Annotated in this window: 16 protein-coding genes; 6 read left to right on the plus strand and 10 right to left on the minus strand. The window is 63.9% G+C overall.

The genetic code is table 11. From position 1 onward, the window contains the following. Position 1 precedes the first annotated feature (1 nt). Genes ACR3EL_RS01595 through ACR3EL_RS01605 form a run of 3 tightly spaced genes read right to left on the minus strand, consistent with a single transcriptional unit; the run spans position 2 to position 2,355 of the window. Positions 2–1,057 carry a saccharopine dehydrogenase gene (locus ACR3EL_RS01595; protein WP_170341164.1) on the minus strand — a complete coding sequence of 352 codons (1,056 nt, stop codon included), beginning with the start codon at positions 1,055–1,057 and terminating at the stop codon, positions 2–4. 14 nt (positions 1,058–1,071) lie between these two features. Then, positions 1,072–1,686, minus strand: coding sequence for a glutathione S-transferase family protein (locus ACR3EL_RS01600; protein ID WP_093964176.1), 615 nt, complete (start codon positions 1,684–1,686; stop codon positions 1,072–1,074). Positions 1,687–1,704: 18 nt separating this feature from the next. Further along, the gene (locus ACR3EL_RS01605; protein ID WP_170341166.1) at positions 1,705–2,355 is read right to left on the minus strand and encodes a histidine phosphatase family protein; all 651 of its coding nucleotides are present in this window, start codon (positions 2,353–2,355) and stop codon (positions 1,705–1,707) included. A gap of 158 nt (positions 2,356–2,513) precedes the next feature. On the opposite strand from ACR3EL_RS01605, the gene ACR3EL_RS01610 reads away from it, so the two are divergent. The 4 genes from ACR3EL_RS01610 to gcvP all read left to right on the plus strand — a co-directional run bounded on the left by ACR3EL_RS01610 (position 2,514) and on the right by gcvP (position 8,489). Continuing rightward, on the plus strand, positions 2,514–3,695 hold the full coding sequence (locus ACR3EL_RS01610; protein ID WP_170341168.1) for a hydantoinase/carbamoylase family amidase: 1,182 nt from the start codon (positions 2,514–2,516) through the stop codon (positions 3,693–3,695). 316 nt (positions 3,696–4,011) lie between these two features. Further along, positions 4,012–5,106 (plus strand): glycine cleavage system aminomethyltransferase GcvT, encoded by a 1,095-nt coding sequence (gene gcvT / locus ACR3EL_RS01615; RefSeq protein ID WP_170341169.1) that lies wholly within the window; start codon positions 4,012–4,014, stop codon positions 5,104–5,106. 18 nt (positions 5,107–5,124) lie between these two features. After that, a complete protein-coding gene (gene gcvH, locus ACR3EL_RS01620) occupies positions 5,125–5,490 on the plus strand; it encodes a glycine cleavage system protein GcvH (RefSeq protein ID WP_170341171.1) in 366 nt (121 codons plus the stop codon). Between the two features lie 143 nt (positions 5,491–5,633). Continuing rightward, positions 5,634–8,489 (plus strand): aminomethyl-transferring glycine dehydrogenase, encoded by a 2,856-nt coding sequence (gene gcvP, locus ACR3EL_RS01625; protein WP_480720175.1) that lies wholly within the window; start codon positions 5,634–5,636, stop codon positions 8,487–8,489. Between the two features lie 39 nt (positions 8,490–8,528). Here gcvP and ACR3EL_RS01630 read toward each other — a convergent pair whose 3' ends face one another. Beyond that, positions 8,529–9,809 carry a cytochrome-c peroxidase gene (locus tag ACR3EL_RS01630; RefSeq protein ID WP_170369136.1) on the minus strand — a complete coding sequence of 427 codons (1,281 nt, stop codon included), beginning with the start codon at positions 9,807–9,809 and terminating at the stop codon, positions 8,529–8,531. 6 nt (positions 9,810–9,815) lie between these two features. Here ACR3EL_RS01630 and ACR3EL_RS01635 point away from each other — a divergent pair, with 6 nt between their 5' ends. Then, positions 9,816–10,286, plus strand: a complete 471-nt coding sequence (locus ACR3EL_RS01635; protein ID WP_170369137.1) for a tetratricopeptide repeat protein — start codon at positions 9,816–9,818, stop codon at positions 10,284–10,286. A 40-nt stretch (positions 10,287–10,326) separates the two neighbouring features. Here the strand turns inward: ACR3EL_RS01635 and ACR3EL_RS01640 are convergent, their stop codons facing one another. The 6 genes from ACR3EL_RS01640 to ACR3EL_RS01665 are packed head-to-tail and all read right to left on the minus strand — an operon-like array spanning position 10,327 to position 15,903. Then, positions 10,327–11,388: a TRAP transporter substrate-binding protein gene (locus ACR3EL_RS01640; RefSeq protein ID WP_170341179.1), complete on the minus strand. Its 1,062-nt coding sequence runs from the start codon at positions 11,386–11,388 to the stop codon at positions 10,327–10,329. 25 nt (positions 11,389–11,413) lie between these two features. Beyond that, the gene (locus tag ACR3EL_RS01645; protein WP_170341181.1) at positions 11,414–12,703 is read right to left on the minus strand and encodes a TRAP transporter large permease; all 1,290 of its coding nucleotides are present in this window, start codon (positions 12,701–12,703) and stop codon (positions 11,414–11,416) included. Further along, complete coding sequence (locus tag ACR3EL_RS01650; RefSeq protein ID WP_170369139.1) at positions 12,704–13,291, minus strand: TRAP transporter small permease; 588 nt, start codon at positions 13,289–13,291, stop codon at positions 12,704–12,706. Between the two features lie 52 nt (positions 13,292–13,343). Further along, positions 13,344–13,862 carry a flavin reductase family protein gene (locus ACR3EL_RS01655; protein WP_170369140.1) on the minus strand — a complete coding sequence of 173 codons (519 nt, stop codon included), beginning with the start codon at positions 13,860–13,862 and terminating at the stop codon, positions 13,344–13,346. After that, positions 13,859–14,749: an aldo/keto reductase gene (locus ACR3EL_RS01660; RefSeq protein ID WP_480720179.1), complete on the minus strand. Its 891-nt coding sequence runs from the start codon at positions 14,747–14,749 to the stop codon at positions 13,859–13,861. The genes ACR3EL_RS01655 and ACR3EL_RS01660 overlap by 4 nt, the downstream gene beginning before the upstream one ends. Then, on the minus strand, positions 14,749–15,903 hold the full coding sequence (locus tag ACR3EL_RS01665; protein ID WP_480720181.1) for an LLM class flavin-dependent oxidoreductase: 1,155 nt from the start codon (positions 15,901–15,903) through the stop codon (positions 14,749–14,751). The genes ACR3EL_RS01660 and ACR3EL_RS01665 overlap by 1 nt, the downstream gene beginning before the upstream one ends. A 104-nt stretch (positions 15,904–16,007) precedes the next feature. On the opposite strand from ACR3EL_RS01665, the gene ACR3EL_RS01670 reads away from it, so the two are divergent. Next, positions 16,008–16,718: a GntR family transcriptional regulator gene (locus ACR3EL_RS01670; RefSeq protein WP_093964188.1), complete on the plus strand. Its 711-nt coding sequence runs from the start codon at positions 16,008–16,010 to the stop codon at positions 16,716–16,718. The last annotated feature ends 9 nt before the right edge of the window (positions 16,719–16,727 follow it).

Consider the following 16,727-nt stretch of genomic DNA (forward strand, 5'->3'; position numbering starts at 1 on the left):
CTCAGATCCTTTCGATATGGGATTTGAAGGTGTCCTCGGCCCGCGCCCAAACGCCCGAGGTCAGGTCGGTCAGGGTCAGCAACGAGGGCAGAAGCTGCGCGGCGTAGTCTTCCGAGCTTTCGACCGGCAGCATCGAGGGCAGGTTGTCGATGGCCATGACGTCGAGAACCGGGTCGGTGGCCACGCGTAGGGCGGGTTCTTCCCAGGTTGTGGCGCGGTCATAGACCGGCACCGGGTTGTAGTCGCTGTCGGGGTCGCAGGCCACGTCGCCGATGGCGGTCAGCTTGCGCGGGGCATTCAGCGCCTCGCGCGGGACAAAGACCGGGGTGCCGGGGCGCGCGAAGATGCAGTTGAGGAAGATGTCGTGTTCGAGGATCTCCGGGAACGGCCCGCCATCGGCGGTTTCGGCCATGTCCCATTTGGTCACCTCGACCCCCATCGCCTCGCACAGATCGGACGCGCCGGTGCCGACCCTTCCAAGCGCGCCGATGACGATGGCGCGGGGGCGGGGAGCGCCGGTGGCGTCCAACTCGGCCAGAAGTTCGGCGTTCAACGCGTCCTTGCCGGGATAGACGCCGACGGGGCCGCAGATCTCGCCCCGCTGCTGCGCCGCCCAAGTCTTGAGCGTGACCGCCGCGCCGGCATACCCGGCCCAATAGCCGAAGGCCGCGACCCGCCGCCCGGTCTCGTCCACCAGGTATTCCAGGTCATACAGCGTGCCACCACCGGCCTTGAACCGTTCCAACAGCTTGCGGCCCGAATGCTGGCCCTTGAAAGCATGGCCGAACATGATGTGGCGGTGCGGCAAGGGCGTGCCGTCCTCGGGCAGTTCCTTGAGGCCGAAGATGATCGCGTCCAGCGGCGCCTCCGGCCACGAGTTCTCCGGCGCGATTTCGCAGCCCGCCGCGCGGTAGCCGTCGATCGGGATGGCGCGGACATGGCTTTCCTCGACCGTCACGCGGATGCCCGCCGCGATCAATTGCGCCGCGCCCTCGGGCGTCAGCCCCACCCGTTCCTCGTTCGGGCGCTGTTCGGCCCGGACCCAAAGATGTGTCATGCGATGTCCTTTTGTCAGAGCATTCCGGCGGCCCGTACCGCCTGAACCGAGGGTCGGGCCTCCATCGCCGCGCGGAAGGCCTGGATCTTGGGAAAGGCAGTGACATCGACCCCGTCACCTTCCAACCAGCTGCAAACCACGTAGAGATAGGCGTCGGCCAGCGAGAATACCTCGCCCAAAACAAACGGGCCGCGCAGCCCGTTTGACGAGATGTAAGCGCAGGACTCGGTCATCGTCTGGGCCACCTTGCCCTTCATGTCCTGCCAGCTGGACTCCTGATCCGCCCAACGGTGACCGCGCATTTTGTGCGCATGGTTCACATGCATGGTCGAGGCCAGGTAATACATCACCTCGCGCATCCGCGCGGCCAGGACCGGATCGTCCGGAACAAGCCCGGCCTTCGGGGCCTTGGCTGCAATGTATTCAAGCAGAGCGCCGGTTTCCGTCAGAATGCCACCATCGACCACCAGAGCGGGAACGCGACCCTTGGGGTTGATCTGCTTGTAGCCCGCCGTCGTCTGCTCGCCCGCAGCGAAGTCCAGTTTGATCGCCTCATAATCCAGACCGGCTTCCTCAAGCGCGATGACGACGGCGATCGAGATAGTGCGGGGTGCGTAGTAGATCTGCATCTGGGACCTCCGATCCGGTTACAGGTGGGTCTGGGCGAAATGCCGGTCCGGCGCTTCCAGATGCGGAACCGCGTTGAACAGAACCGGGCTCAGGTCCGCTCCGATCGGGTGCAGACGATGCAATGAGGTGTTCATGATGGCAAGGGCCACCCGCGCCATTGCCGGAATGTCCAGACCCATCGCCTGTCGCACCACCATCGAGATCAACCCGCCCGAGGTCACCACGATGGCCGGCCCGTCGTCGTCATGGATTTCCCGCAGAGCGTCCGAGACGCGGGTCTCGAACTGCTCGAAGGTTTCGGGCGCGTTCCGAATGTCGCCGTTGGCCCAAGCCTTGAAGGTCAGCGGCAGGTGCTGAACGAAGCCTTCGCGGTCCGTCGGGATCGTCACGCCGTGCTGTTCCTCGAACAGTTGCGCAAGGGTGAAATACTCGATTTCATTCAGACGTGCATCACGGACGGGTTCCGGCAGACCCATGCTTGCCGCCGTTTCCACATGCCGGGTCAGGGTGCCGCAAAACACCCGTGGATAATGGGCTTTGGTCTCGCGCAGATGGGCCCCAAGCCAGCGCGCCTGCTGATGCCCAAGCTCGCTGAGCTTGTCATAACTGTGTTCGTCCCGTGCGGTGGTGTTGGCCTGCCCGTGGCGTACCAATGTGATGTATGACATGTCGGTCCCTCTTGGCCCGAAGTCTTAGGGCAGCTTGCACGCAGGGGCCAGAGGTGTTCGGCCGGTTGCCGTCAAAAAACCGGGACAGGCTGCAACCGGGCTTGCGGGCGGACGGCTCGGCGATAGAGTTGCGGCAAGCGACAAGAAAGGACAGCGCAATGGCCGTGAATGCGCAGAGGTTTCTGGATGATCTGCACAAGCTGCGGGAATTCGGAGCTGCGGGGGTGGGTAAGGGCGTCGTGCGCCCGGCATATTCAGACGCGGACATTGCGGCGCGGCGATGGCTGGCCGACCGGTTTCAGGAGGCCGGGCTGCAACCGCATTTTGATCCGGTCGGAAACCTGTTCGGTCTGGCATCCGCGCCGTCGCTTTTGATGGGGTCACATTCAGACAGCCAGCCCGAGGGCGGTTGGCTGGATGGCGCGCTGGGCGTAATCGCGGCGTTGGAGCTGGCTCGCTCCAGCCAGCGCCCGATCTCGGTGGTCAGCTTTCAGGATGAGGAAGGCCGGTTCGGCGTCACGACCGGATCAGCCATTTGGTCCGGCAAGTTGCCCCTTGCGCAGGCTGACGACCTGACCGACCACGCGGGCAAACGGTTCGGTGACGCGCGCGCTCGGATGCAAAGTCTGATGCAGGATTTTGTGAACCCCGCCCAATTCACCGGGTTCATCGAAATGCATATCGAGCAGGGTCCGATTCTGGATGCCAACGCCGAGGCCATCGGTGTGGTCTCGGACATCGTGGGCATTCGCGACATGGTCATCGAGTTTTCCGGCCAGCAGAACCACGCCGGCACGACGCCGATGCACTTGCGCCGAGACGCGTTCCAGGCTCTGACGATCTTCAATGGCCTGATCAACGAGCGGTTCCGCAACGTGGTGACCCCGCAGACGGTCTGGACGATCGGTCATGTTGAGCTGTCTCCGAATGCCTCGTCAATCGTTCCTGGTCGGGTCCGTTTCTCGATGCAGTGGCGCGATCAGGACACGGATCGTCTGGCCCGAATGGAAAGCATTATTCGTACGACCGCCCAAGAGGTCAGTGAATCCATCGGGGGCGAAGCGCAGTTCGGGCCAATGCTGGGCATCGAACCGGTTGAAATGGATCCAACCCTCCGGCGGTCGCTGGAACACGGAGCCCAGACCGTCGCGCCCGGCAACTGGCGGGTCATGCCGTCCGGGGCCTTGCACGATGCGTCGAACGTGGCAGCCTTGATGCCGGTCGGAATGCTGTTCGTTCCATCCATCAACGGTATCAGTCATGACTTCGCGGAGGATACCGCCGAGGCCGATTTGGTGACGGGGCTGAAGGCCTTGGAGGCGGCACTTGCCGATCGCTGAGGTATGTGGCCGCCGACCGTGAATATTGCAATTTCAGCTGTTGCGTAACGGAAAAAAGTTTCCTATACGACACAAAGCTGCAGCATGCAGATGTATACTCCTTGTCCATGAGCGATTTAGGCCGTGATGAATACCTGCGATCTGAAGTCGGACGGAACACCGCCAGCCGTGAAGTTGCCGGTACCGGAAAATGCATGTCGCCCTGCCAGAATTCCTCTGACTCGATCCGAAAAGGCTGCCGTGGCATGGTATTCCCAGCCATATGCTTCCGGATCCAGTCCATCGCGTCACTTTTGCCAAAAGAAAGAACACTGACATGCCTGGAATGAAGCGCACGCCGTTGTATGACCTTCATGTTGAGTTGGGAGGCAAGCTGGTTGATTTTGCGGGCTGGGAGATGCCCGTTCAGTATCCTTTGGGAATCATGGGCGAACACAAGCAGTGCCGCGAGAAGGCGGCGTTGTTCGACGTGAGCCACATGGGCCAGGTGATCCTGCGGGGCGAGAATGTGGGCGAGAAGCTCGAGGCGCTGTGCCCGCAGGCTTTTGCGACGCTGCCCGAGGGCAAGGCGCGCTATGGGTTCTTCATCAACGCGGACGGCGGGATCATGGATGATCTGATCGTGTCGAACGCGGGCGATCATTTCTTCGTGGTGGTAAACGCGGCGCTGCGCGATCAGGACATTCCGCACATGCGCGCGCATCTGGACGGGGTCGAGGTGACCGAGATCTTCGACCGCGCGCTGGTGGCGGTTCAGGGCCCGAAAGCCGAGGACGTGGTGGGCGCACTGTGCCCCGCGGCCCGCGATCTGAAGTTCATGGAAACCACCGTGGCCCGGATTAACGGCGTCGAATGCCGGATCTCGCGACTGGGTTACACGGGCGAGGACGGCTATGAGATCTCGATCCCCGAGGACAAGGCGATCGAGGTCACCCGCGCCCTGCTGGCGCATGAGGATTGCGAACCAGCGGGCCTGGGCGCGCGCGACAGCCTGCGGCTGGAGGCGGGTCTGTGCCTCTACGGCAATGACATCGACCAAAGCACCTCGCCGATCGAGGCCAACCTTGCCTGGGCGATCCAGAAGCGGCGCAAGGAAGAGGGCGGCTTTCCCGGCGCGGATCGCATCCAGCGCGAACTGGCCGAAGGCCCGGCACGCAAGCTGGTGGGGATCAAACCCGACGGCCGCGCCCCGGCGCGACAGGGGGTCGAGGTGCAGGATCTTCAGGGCAACACGATCGGTCAGATCACCTCGGGCGGGTTCGGCCCAACGGTCGGCGGCCCTGTTGCGATGGGCTATGTCGCGGCCGGCCACACCGAGCCGGGCGAACAGGTAAATCTGATCATCCGGGGCAAGGCGCAGCCGGCGCAGATCGTGGCGCTGCCCTTCGTCAAACAGAATTACAAGCGTTGAAGTCAGGAGAGAGACAGCATGGCAACCTATTATTCCGAAGAACATGAATGGCTGACGGTCGAGGGCGACACGGCCACGCTGGGCATCACCAAGCACGCGGCCGAGCAGCTGGGCGAGGTGGTGTTCGTCGAGCAGCAGGACGTGGGTGAAGAGTTTGCGAAGGACGGCGAGATCGGGGTGATCGAATCCGTCAAGGCGGCCTCCGAGATCTATGCCCCGGTCGATGGTGAGATCCTCGAGGTGAACGAGACGCTGGCCGACAACCCAGGCGCGCTGAACGAGGATCCCGAGGGCGAAGCGTGGATCTACAAGATCAAGATCACCGATGCCGCGCAGCTGGAAGATCTGATGGACGAGGCCGCCTACAAGACGTTCATCGGGTAAACCCGACCGGAGTCCCGGCATGGGGCTCCATCGTTTTTCATATACCGCCGAATTTGGGCTCCGCCCTTCATCTGGCAAGAAATATCCCCGTCGGAGGCTCCCGCAGTCTCCGCCGGGCCTGACCTATCCATGGGAGCGCTGCAATGGCCTTCAAACTGACCGACTACGAAGCCTATGACTTTGCCAACCGCCGCCATATCGGTCCCAGCCCGACCGAGATGCGTGACATGCTCAAGGTAATCGGCTTCAAGACGCTGGACGATCTGATCGACGCCACCGTCCCCCCGGCGATCCGGCAGAAAGACCCGCTGGACTGGGGTCCGGCGATGACGGAACGCGACGCGCTCTATCACATGAAAAAAGTGGCGGGTAAGAACAAGGTTCTGACCTCGCTGATCGGTCAGGGCTATTACGGCACCACCACGCCTGCGCCGATCCTGCGCAACATCCTGGAAAACCCGGCCTGGTACACCGCTTATACGCCCTATCAGCCCGAGATCAGCCAGGGCCGGCTCGAGGCGCTGTTGAACTTCCAGACCATGGTCAGCGACCTGACCGGGTTGGACGTGGCCAATGCGTCCCTGCTGGACGAGGCGACCGCAGCGGCCGAGGCGATGGCGATGGCCAAGCGCGGCGGCCGCTCCAAGGCCAATAACGCGGCCTTCTTCGTGGACCGCAACTGCCACCCGCAGACCATCGCGGTGATCAAGACCCGCGCCGAGCCCTTGGGCATCGACGTGCAGGTGGGTGACCCCGATCAACTGGATGCGGGCGCGGTGTTTGGCGCGATCTTCCAGTACCCGGGCACGCACGGCCATGTGCGCGACTTCACCAATGAGATCGCCGCCCTGCACGAACACAAAGCGATTGCCATCGTCGCCGCCGACATCCTGTCGCTGGCACTGCTGAAGTCACCGGGTGAGATGGGCGCGGATATCGCCATCGGCTCGACTCAGCGCTTTGGCGTGCCGATGGGCTATGGCGGCCCGCACGCGGCCTATATGGCGACCACCGACAAGCTGAAGCGGTCGATGCCGGGCCGGATCATCGGCGTCAGCATCGACAGCCGCGGCAACAAGGCCTACCGCCTGTCGCTGCAGACCCGCGAACAGCATATCCGCCGCGAGAAGGCCAACTCGAACGTCTGCACCGCGCAGGCGCTGCTGGCGGTGATGGCCTCGATGTACGCCGTTTACCACGGCCCCGACGGCATCAAGGCGATCGCGCAGTCGGTGCACCGCAAGACCTCGCGCCTGGCCGCCGGTCTGGAAGAGGCGGGCTTTGCCGTCGAGCCGGAAGTGTTCTTCGACACCATCACGGTCGAGGTTGGCCATCTGCAGAAGACGGTCATGGAGGCCGCCGTGGCGCGGGGCATCAACCTGCGCAAGGTCGGTGACACCAAAGTGGGCATCAGCCTGGACGAACAGACCCGGGCCGAGACGATCGAGGCCGTCTGGGGCGCCTTCGGCATCGACCGCAAGGATGACAGCTCGAACAAGCAGTACCGGCTGCCCGATTACGCGCTGCGCGAAAGCGAGTACCTGACCCACCCGATCTTCCACAAGAACCGGGCCGAGGCCGAGATGACCCGCTATATGCGCCGTCTGGCCGACCGTGATCTGGCGCTGGACCGGGCGATGATCCCGCTGGGCTCCTGCACCATGAAGCTGAACGCGACGATCGAGATGATCCCGGTCACCTGGCCCGAGTTCAGCAACCTGCACCCGTTCTGCCCCGAAGATCAGGCGCAGGGCTATCACGAGATGATCGCGGATCTGAACGACAAGCTGTGCCAGATCACCGGTTATGACGCGATCTCCCAGCAGCCCAACTCGGGCGCGCAGGGTGAATATGCGGGGCTGTTGACCATCCGCAACTATCACGCTGCGCGCGGCGAAGGGCACCGCAATGTCTGCCTGATCCCAACCTCGGCGCATGGCACCAACCCGGCCTCGGCGCAGATGGTGGGCTATCAGGTGGTACCGGTGCAGGCGGACGAGAATGGCAATATCGACCTGGCCGATTTCCGCGCCAAGGCCGAGAAACACTCCGACCATCTGGCCGCCTGCATGATCACCTACCCCTCGACCCATGGCGTGTTCGAGACCACCGTGCAGGAGGTCTGTCAGATCACCCATGATCACGGCGGTCAGGTCTATATCGACGGCGCCAACATGAACGCCATGGTCGGCCTGTCGCGTCCCGGTGACATCGGCGGCGATGTCAGCCACCTGAACCTGCACAAGACCTTCTGCATCCCGCATGGCGGCGGCGGCCCCGGCATGGGTCCGATCGGCGTCAAGGCGCATCTGGAGGAACACCTGCCCGGCCACCCGGAATACGGCACCGCCGTGGGTCCGGTCTCGGCGGCGCCGTTTGGCTCGCCCTCGATCCTGCCGGTCAGCTGGGCCTATGTGCTGCTGATGGGCGGCGCGGGTCTGACGCAGGCAACCAAGGTGGCGATCCTGAACGCCAACTACATCGCCGCGCGCCTGCAGGAGGCCTATCCGATCCTCTACACCTCCGAGTCCGGCCGGGTGGCGCATGAATGCATCCTCGACACCCGCCCGCTGGCCGAGGCCGGCAACATCACCGTTGACGACGTGGCCAAGCGGCTGATCGACAGCGGCTTCCACGCGCCGACCATGTCCTGGCCGGTGGCCGGCACGCTGATGGTCGAGCCGACGGAATCGGAACCCAAGGACGAGCTGGACCGCTTCTGCGACGCCATGCTGTCGATCCGCGCCGAGGCGCAGGATGTCATCGACGGCAAGATCGACCCCGAGAACAACCCGCTGAAGAACGCCCCCCACACGGTGCGCGACCTGGTGGGCGAGTGGGACCGACCCTATACCCGCGAACAGGCCTGCTTCCCGCCGGGATCTATGGGCGTCGACAAATACTGGTCGCCCGTCAACCGCGTCGATAACGCCTACGGTGACCGGAACCTCGTCTGCACATGCCCCCCGATGGAGGCTTACGAGGAAGCTGCCGAATAAAAACACTGAAACCCCCGCCCGATCCGGCGGGGGTTTTTCTCAGGGCTTGAAGTCCGCGGGCACGCCAAAAGGCGGCGTCTCCACGCTCGTTCCGGTCAGGGCGTGCAGGAACGCCAGCAGTTGCGCGATTTCACCGTCGCTCAGGTCAACTGGCGTGATGTCGACTTTGGCGCGTTGGCGCGCCATCTCGAACCGGTCCTGCCAGACGATGAAATCGGCCTGTTCCAGCCACGGCACCTTGGGTAGCGCGGCCTGATCGGTCGTCCAGCGTGACAGGCTGGTTGCCGGATTCAGGTGGTGACGGATGATCCCTTCGAGGTCGGGAAAGGCGCCGTTGTGGCCGTAGGGCGCCGTCAGCGCCACGTTGCGCAGCATGGGCGTGCGGAACCGGTAGGCGTCCTCCAGCCGGTCGCTTTCGCCCATGCGGCCCACGTCGCGGGCATAGGCGTCCCATTGCCGGGTGCGGCCAGGGCCGAATGGCGGCAGGGCCAGCGCGTGGAATTTCTGATCCGACAGCAGCGGCCCCGAATGGCAGGCGGCGCACCGCGCCTTGCCGTAGAACAGCTGCATCCCGGCCTTCTGATCGGGGGTCAGGGCGGTCTCGTCTCCGGCCAGGTACTGGTCGAACGGGCTGTCGGTGCTGCGCCATTCGATGGCCATGAAAGCGGCCAGAGCGTTGGCGACATGGGTGATGGTGATGTCCTCGGTGCTGTCCACGTCGTCAAAGGCGGCCACCATCGCGGGGCCGTATTTCGGGTCGGTCCGCACCCGTTTGGCGATGATCGGCCAGCCCTTGTCGATCCGGTCATGCACGGCGCCGGTAACCTCGTTCTCGGCCACGTTCCCGGCCATTTCGAACTGAGCGGTCAGCGGAAACAGCGCCTGCGCGGCCAGCAGCGAGTTCAGCCCTTCGGGCAGCCATTCCTGCGCGGGCGAGTTGAACCCGTTGCCATAGACGTCCGACAGGCTGAGCCGCCCGTCATGGAACATCGTGTGGATGTCGCGCGCGCCCAGGTTCCACAGGCCCGGCGCGTTGCGCGGGATGCGCTTGCGGATGCGGTCCGCCCCGGTGCCGGGTGTGCGGTCGGGGCCAAGACCCTCGCCGCCCTCGCCGATGCCAAGCGACAGACCGTCGGAGGTGCCGAAATCGGGGTGGTGGCAATGGGCGCAGCTGATGTTGCGGTTGCCCGACAGGATCGGGTCATAAAATAGCTGGTGACCGATCGCGGCCTGTTCCCTATCAAAGAACAGAAAGTCGTCATCGGTAAGGGGCGAGGGCAGGTCCTGCGCCCAGGCCGCCCCGCAAAACAGGAGACCCACCGCCCCATGCGCCAGCTTGTGCTTGCCCTTTGTCTTGCCGCTACGCCCGTCTGGGCCGAACTGGAACAGGCCCGTGACCTGATGGAGGCAGGCGAGTTTGCCGCCGCGCGCGAACAGCTTCTGCCGGCGGCCCGGTCGGGCAACGCCGAGGCCGAGGAGCTGATCGGCGTGATGTACGGCCTTGGCCTTGGGGTCGAGCAGGATTACGAACGGGCGTTCGAATGGTATCTGCGTGCCTCGATGAAGGGGCACCCGGGCGCGCAATCGGGTGTGGGATGGTATTACGAGCTGGGCCTGGGCCTGCCTGCGCCCGATCTGGTGCGGGCCTACATGTGGTACACACTCAGCGCCATCGGCGGCGACCCCGATGCGGCGATCAGCCTGGAAGAGGTGGTCAAGAAGATGACGCCCGAACAGATCGAAAAAGCCCATGTGCTGGTCTATGACTACAAGGGGTGGATGTACCCCTTTCGGTAAGGGCGGGCCGGGATGACGCGACACCCCGGCCCGAACCGCATCAGTTCAGGTCGGCGGCGCGTTCCGCGTTGATCTCTGCCTCGGCCTCGGCCACGGCCGCGGTCAGCGCGCCATAGATCTCGTCCCCGCGTGCGACGTTCTGCTGGAACCAGTCATAGACCGGGGTCGCGGCCTGCTTGAACGCCTCTTTTTCTTCGGGGGTCGGCACGTACAGGTCGCCGCCACCGGCCACGAAATCTTCGTATGCCTGGATCGACTTGCGCTTGGGCGAGGCAAAGGTGGCCTGCTGCAGCGCATAGAACCCATCGACGACGACACGGCGCAGATCTTCGGGCATTTCCTGGAACTTGGCGTTGTTCATCCACCAAAGCGCGCCCATATAGGCGTGCCCGTCCAGCGTGACATATTGCAGGCCGGCATCGGGGAATTTCATGCCCATGATGTCGGTGATGCCGTTCTTCGAGCCGTCAACCACGCCGGTCTGGAAGCTGGTGAACAGTTCCGGCCACGGGATCGGAGTGGGCGAGGCGCCCAGGGCCTTGACCAGTTCCTGGGGCAGGTCTGCGACCACGGTGCGGATCTTCAGCCCGTCCATGTCGGACGGCTGGGTCACGCGGCGCTTGGTGTTGGCGAAGTTGCGCCAGCCGCCGGTGTTGCCGATGGTCATCAGGCGGATCGCGCCGCCCGAATCCTCCAGCGCCATTTCGCGCATCTTGCGGGTGAAATCACCCGACAGAACCCGCTCGGCGATGCGGTCGTCGGCCATCAGATAGGGCAGGTCCAGTACCTGCACGTAAGGGAAGATGCCCGAGGCCCCGCCCGAGGTCGAGATGTAGATGTCGATGGTGCCGTCGGCCACGCCCTGCAGGCATTCGGCCCCGTTCGAGCACAGCTGCGTGCCGATGAACAGCTCGACCTCGATCGCGCCGTTCGAGGCGTTCTCGACGAAGTTCTTGAACACGACCAGGCCGTCATAGTCCTCGTCGTTTTCGTTCGAGTTGGCGGTGGCGCGCAGCGTATAGTCGGCCGCCGAGGCCGCCAGCGCCGAGGCCGCCACCAGCGACGTGGCCAGTGCTGCGGTTTTGAAGAATGTTCTGAGCATGCGTTTCCTCCCTGTGGTACTCAGTCTAATTTGCAAATCCCGTCAAACGCGGGATCGTCATGGATATTGCGGGGACATAGGTGATCAGGAAGATCACTGCGATTTCGACGGCCAGGAACGGCAGGATCGCCTTGGCGATGGTTTCCACCCGTTCGCGTGACACGGCGGCGGCCACGAACAGCACCAGCCCCATAGGCGGTGTGGCCAGGCCAACGGTCAGGTTGACGCTCATGATGATGGCGAAATGGATCGGGTCGACGCCCAGGCTGGTGAAGATCGGGCCCAGGATCGGCCCCAGGATGATGATCGCCGGGCCTGCATCCAGGAACATGCCCACGACGAACAGCAGCAGGTTGATCAGGAACAGCAGGATCAGCGGGTTTTCCGACAGTCCGAGGATCAGCGCGGCCAGTTGCTCGGGCGTGTGGCTGAGGCTGACCACGGTCTTGAACGCCATCGCCGCCCCCACCAGCAGCAGCACCACGGCCGAGGTCATGCCCGCGTTGCTGAGGACGTCGGGCACCTCTTTCAAGGTCAGCGTGCGCAGCACGAAAAACCCGATGATGAAGGCATAACCCACGGCGACGGCGGCGGCCTCGGTCGGGGTGAAGATGCCGCCCAGGATACCGCCCAGGATGATCACCGGCGTCATCAGCGGGAAAAAGGCCTTGAGGCTGGCCTGACCGCGCTCGGGCCAGGTGTATTTGCGGCTGGCCACCGGGAAATCATACCGGTCGGCCATGACCTTGATCATCAGCATCAGACCGATGCCCACCATGACGCCCGGCACGATGCCGGCCAGGAATAGGGCCGCGACGCTTTCTCCCATGACATAGGCATAGATGATCATGATCCCCGAGGGCGGGATGATCGGTCCGATGACCGAGCTGGCGGCGGTGATCGCGGCGGCGAACTTGCGGGTATAGCCCTGCTTCTCCATCGCCGGGATCAGCATCGAGCCCAGCGCCGAGGTATCGGCCACCGCCGAGCCCGACAGCCCCGCGAACAGGATCGAGCTGAGCACGTTCACATGCGCCAGCCCGCCGCGCAGATGCCCCATCAGCGCCTGGCTGAACTCGACCAGGCGGATCGTGATGCCGCCGCGGTTCATCAGCTCTCCGGCCAGCATGAAGAAGGGGATGGCCATCAGCGGAAAGCTGTCCATCCCGTTGTAGACATTGCGGTACAGCAGCGTGATGTCGTTGGTCTGGCCATTCAGCCACAGCAGCAGGCCGGGCGCGGCCAGCAGTGCAAAAAAGACCGGCAGGCCGATCAGCAGAAACACCAGAAAGACGGGCAGGAACCAGACCAGCATCTATTCGGCCCCCACGGCGGCTTCGGGGATCTCGGGCAGCAGGTCACCGCCGCCCAGCATGGTGATGATCGAGCGCAGGATCAGTTCGATGTTGACCGACAGCAGCAGGATCACACCCACCAGCAGGGAGGCCATCATCCAGCTGCGCGGGATCCGGTACCATTCGTCAAAGCCCAGCGAGGTGGGCAGGTACAGCGCTGCGGTGGCGAAACGCCCGCCAAAGCCCGTGACCTCGGACCAGCCGATGCGCACGGCGACCACCAGAACCGTCAGGCTGAGCAGCAGCAGAAACAGGTTCAGCAACTGGCCGGGTACGCGCGGCAGAAAGCGGACCAGCATGTCGATGGCCACGAACCCGCCGCGCCGGAATGCGGTGGGTGCCATCAGGCCGGTCATCCACAACATGCAGAACCGCGCCGCCTCGTCAGGCCAGGGCAGGGCGTTGCCCAGAACGTAGCGGAAGAACACCTGGATCAGGATCGCGATCACCATGAAGGCGATCGCAACGACACCAACCGCGCGGCCCACACGCAGCGCGGTTTCGTTCACGAATGCAATCGGCGCAAGCACCGACGTCAATCCGCCCATGCGGATCCTCCCTGTTCAGGCCGCGGGTTTGGCCCGCGACCGTGTCCCGCGCTTATTGGTGCGCGAATTGGCCGAGCTTGCCGGCGTAAAAGGTCAGCGCGTCTCCGTCCGCCATGCTGGCCCGCAAGACCTTGCCCACCACGATAACGTGATCGCCCGCATCGTGATACGCATGTTGTTCACATTCGAACCGCGCCAGGCATCCGCGCAGCAGCGGCGTGCCGTTTTCGCAGCGGTCGTGGTCGATGTCGCGCAGGGCAAAGGCGTCTTTCGAGCAGCCAAAGCACAGCTCGGCCTGGTCGGCCGACAGAACATGAACATTGAAATGACGCGCCTTGTGAAAATAGGGGAACCGGCGCGAATTCCTGTCGCCGGCCCACATCACCAAAGGCGGGTCCAGCGACAGCGAGGAAAAGCTGTTGGCCGTGATGCAGACCGGCCCGTCGGGGCTGTCGCAGGTCACCACGGTGACGCCGGTGGCGAACCGACCAAAAGCGTCCCGCAGGGTGCGGGTGTCGTCCTTGTGCGGAATGAAGGTGCGCGCCATGTCGTTCGAAAATGCGTTCATCATGGTACCTCATGCCCCAGCGCCGCCTCGTAGAGGCGGAACCAGGCTTCACGATCCAGATTGACTTTCAGGGCCTCCGAGATGCGCTTGATGCGGTCCAGGCTGTTGGTGCCCAGAACCGGCAGGATGCCGGCCGGATGGGCCAGCAGGAAGGCCACGGCCACCGCGGCACGGTCGACGCCGAACTGCGCGCCGATCTCATCCGCGACGACGCCAACCGGAGGATTGCCCGCCATCAGCGCTCCGCCGCCCAGCGGCGACCACGCCATCACCGGGTGGCCGTGCTGCTGGTGAAAGGCCAGATCGCCATTGGTGAACGGAGCGATCGCGCCCAGAGAAATCTCGATCTGGTTGGTCACCAGCGGGGTCTTCATGGCCGATTGCAGCAGTTGCCAGTCCCAGGGGCGGAAATTCGACACGCCCACTGCGCGGACCTTGCCGCTGGCCACGACCTCGTCCAGCGCGGCGCCGGTTTCATGGTGGTCCATGAACGGGTCGGGGCGGTGGATCAGCAGCAGGTCGATACGGTCGATCGCCATTTCCCGCAGCGAGGTTTCGACCGATTTCAGGATATGCGCACGCGAGGTATCATAGTATTTCACCTTGGCATCCGCATAGCGCCCGCAGGGGGCGACGATGTCGCATTTGGTGACGATCTCCATCCGGTCCCGCAGGCCGGGATTGGCGCGCAGGGCGTTGCCCAGAACCGCCTCGGCGCCATAGTCGCCATAGATGTCGGCCTGATCGAAGCTGGTGATGCCCTGATCCAGACAGGCGTGGATCTTGGCTGCCACATGCGCGGCCGAGGTGTCGCTGTCATCGCCCAGCCGCCACATGCCATAGACAAGGCGGCTCAGTTCCAGGGTGTCAGAAAGCTTGATACGTTGCATCAACGACGAACTCCGTTGCCCAGCGGCGTCGCCGGGGTGTCAGCAGGGGCCCTTCCATAGGCTTCGGGAAGAGAGCAGGTTTTCAGATGTGGCATCACACGGGTGCCGAAATGGCGGGCCTCGTCCATATGCGGATAGCCCGAGAAGATGAAGGCGCGGATGCCCATCTTCTGATACTCTTCGATCTTCGACAGCACCTGGTCGGTCGACCCCACCAGCGCCGCGCCGCACCCTGACCGCGCCCGGCCGACGCCTGTCCACAGGCCCGGTTCGACATAGCCGTATTTGTCGGCCAACTCGCGGTTCCTGGCCTGATGCGAAACCCCGAGCGAGGTGGCGTCCAGCGCCCGTTCACGGATTGCGCGGCCGTATTCGTCATCCAGCTTCGACACGATGTAGTCGGCGTATTCCTTGGCTTCGGCCTCGGTGTCGCGCACGATCATGTGCACCCGCAGACCATAATCCAGCGTGCGGCCGTACTCGTCGGCCACCGCGTGTACGGCCTTCATCCGCTCGGCCAGCTGGTCTTTGGTTTCGGGCCACATCAGATAGACGTCGCAATGCTGCCCGCACAGCTTCAGCGCATCGGGCGAATAACCCCCGAAATACAGCAGCGGCCCGCCGGTCTGATAGGGTTTGGCCGGATCGGTCGTCAGTCCCGAGAAATTGTAGACCTGACCTTGGTAATTGATCTCATCCTGCGCCCAGGCCTGTTTCAGAATCTCGACCACCTCGCGCGAGCGCTGGTAGCGATAGCTGCTCTCGGCCTTTTCCCCGGGAAAATCCGACGAGATGATGTTGACCGTCAGCCGCCCCTTCAGCATGTGATCCAGCGTCGCGATGGTGCGCGCCAGCATGATCGGCTGCATCTCGCCGCAGCGAACGGCGGCCAGCAGGTTGATCTTTTCGGTGATCGGGGCGCAGCCGGCGACGAAACTCAGCGTGTCCTGCCCCACCTGATACGAGGACGGGCACAGGATGTTGCGGAAGCCCTGCGCCTCGGCCTCTTTCACGATGCCCGAGCAATGTTCCCAGCTGGAGCGCAGATCCCCGTCGGGCACCCCCAGAAACTGATAATCGTCCGAGCACAGCGCCGCGAACCACGATACCTCGGCCGCATCCAGATCGGGGGATGTGATGGGGACGATCGTCATCTGATTCTCTCTCCTGCCGAGCTCAACTTTTCTCTTGCGTAGCAACCACATTGATGTAGATCAATAGTGTATCAATTTTTTCTGCGACCAAGTGAAGCGCCCGCGTGCCCCCATCCACCAGAAACCCCAACGCCCTGCCGATCTATGTGCAGATCGCCGAGCTGCTGATCCGCGACATCGCCGCCGGCCGGCTGATCGACGGCGAGCGTCTGCCGCCCGAGCGGGACATGGCGGCGCAGTTGAACGTCTCGGTCGGGACGCTGCGAAAATCGCTCGCCGAGCTGGAAAAAAAGGGGATGCTCGAGCGGATCCAGGGCTCGGGCAACTACGTGCGCGAGACCGGGACCCAGAACAGCGTCTATGCCATGTTCCGGCTGGAGCTGCCCGAGGGCGGCGGCCTGCCGCGCGCTGACATCCTGTCGGTCGATCACCTGGACAAGCCCGCCGACCTGCCCGATTTCGGCACCTCACGGCGCGGGTCGCGCGTGCGGCGGATGCGCTATCTGAATGACACAATCATCGCGGTCGAGGAGATCTGGCTGGACGAATCAGCCGGTCTGATCGACCGGCGGCTGCTGTCGGACTCGCTCTATCGCTATTACCAGCAGCAGCTTGGGTTCTGGATCACCCGCGCCGAGGATCGGGTTTCGGTCGGCCGGCTGCCCGACTGGACCCCCGCGCACTTCACCCGGCCGGCGGGCGAGACCGTCGGTTACATCGAGCGGTTCAGCTGGTCGGAACGGCCTGAACCCGTCGAGTTTTCGAAAACCTGGTTCGACCCGGACCGGGCAACTTACGTCCAACGACTGAAATGACGAGGAAAC

The sequence above is a fragment of the Ruegeria sp. BJ3 genome (genome assembly GCF_056535665.1).

Coding starts and splice junctions, on each gene's coding strand:
- ACR3EL_RS01595 (WP_170341164.1), bottom strand. CDS start 1,057: ATGACACATCTTTGGGTCCGGGCCGAACAGCGCCCGAACGAGGAACGG.
- ACR3EL_RS01600 (WP_093964176.1), bottom strand. CDS start 1,686: ATGCAGATCTACTACGCACCCCGCACTATCTCGATCGCCGTCGTCATC.
- ACR3EL_RS01605 (WP_170341166.1), bottom strand. CDS start 2,355: ATGTCATACATCACATTGGTACGCCACGGGCAGGCCAACACCACCGCA.
- ACR3EL_RS01610 (WP_170341168.1), top strand. CDS start 2,514: ATGGCCGTGAATGCGCAGAGGTTTCTGGATGATCTGCACAAGCTGCGG.
- gcvT (WP_170341169.1), top strand. CDS start 4,012: ATGCCTGGAATGAAGCGCACGCCGTTGTATGACCTTCATGTTGAGTTG.
- gcvH (WP_170341171.1), top strand. CDS start 5,125: ATGGCAACCTATTATTCCGAAGAACATGAATGGCTGACGGTCGAGGGC.
- gcvP (WP_480720175.1), top strand. CDS start 5,634: ATGGCCTTCAAACTGACCGACTACGAAGCCTATGACTTTGCCAACCGC.
- ACR3EL_RS01635 (WP_170369137.1), top strand. CDS start 9,816: ATGCGCCAGCTTGTGCTTGCCCTTTGTCTTGCCGCTACGCCCGTCTGG.
- ACR3EL_RS01640 (WP_170341179.1), bottom strand. CDS start 11,388: ATGCTCAGAACATTCTTCAAAACCGCAGCACTGGCCACGTCGCTGGTG.
- ACR3EL_RS01645 (WP_170341181.1), bottom strand. CDS start 12,703: ATGCTGGTCTGGTTCCTGCCCGTCTTTCTGGTGTTTCTGCTGATCGGC.
- ACR3EL_RS01650 (WP_170369139.1), bottom strand. CDS start 13,291: ATGGGCGGATTGACGTCGGTGCTTGCGCCGATTGCATTCGTGAACGAA.
- ACR3EL_RS01655 (WP_170369140.1), bottom strand. CDS start 13,862: ATGATGAACGCATTTTCGAACGACATGGCGCGCACCTTCATTCCGCAC.
- ACR3EL_RS01660 (WP_480720179.1), bottom strand. CDS start 14,749: ATGCAACGTATCAAGCTTTCTGACACCCTGGAACTGAGCCGCCTTGTC.
- ACR3EL_RS01665 (WP_480720181.1), bottom strand. CDS start 15,903: ATGACGATCGTCCCCATCACATCCCCCGATCTGGATGCGGCCGAGGTA.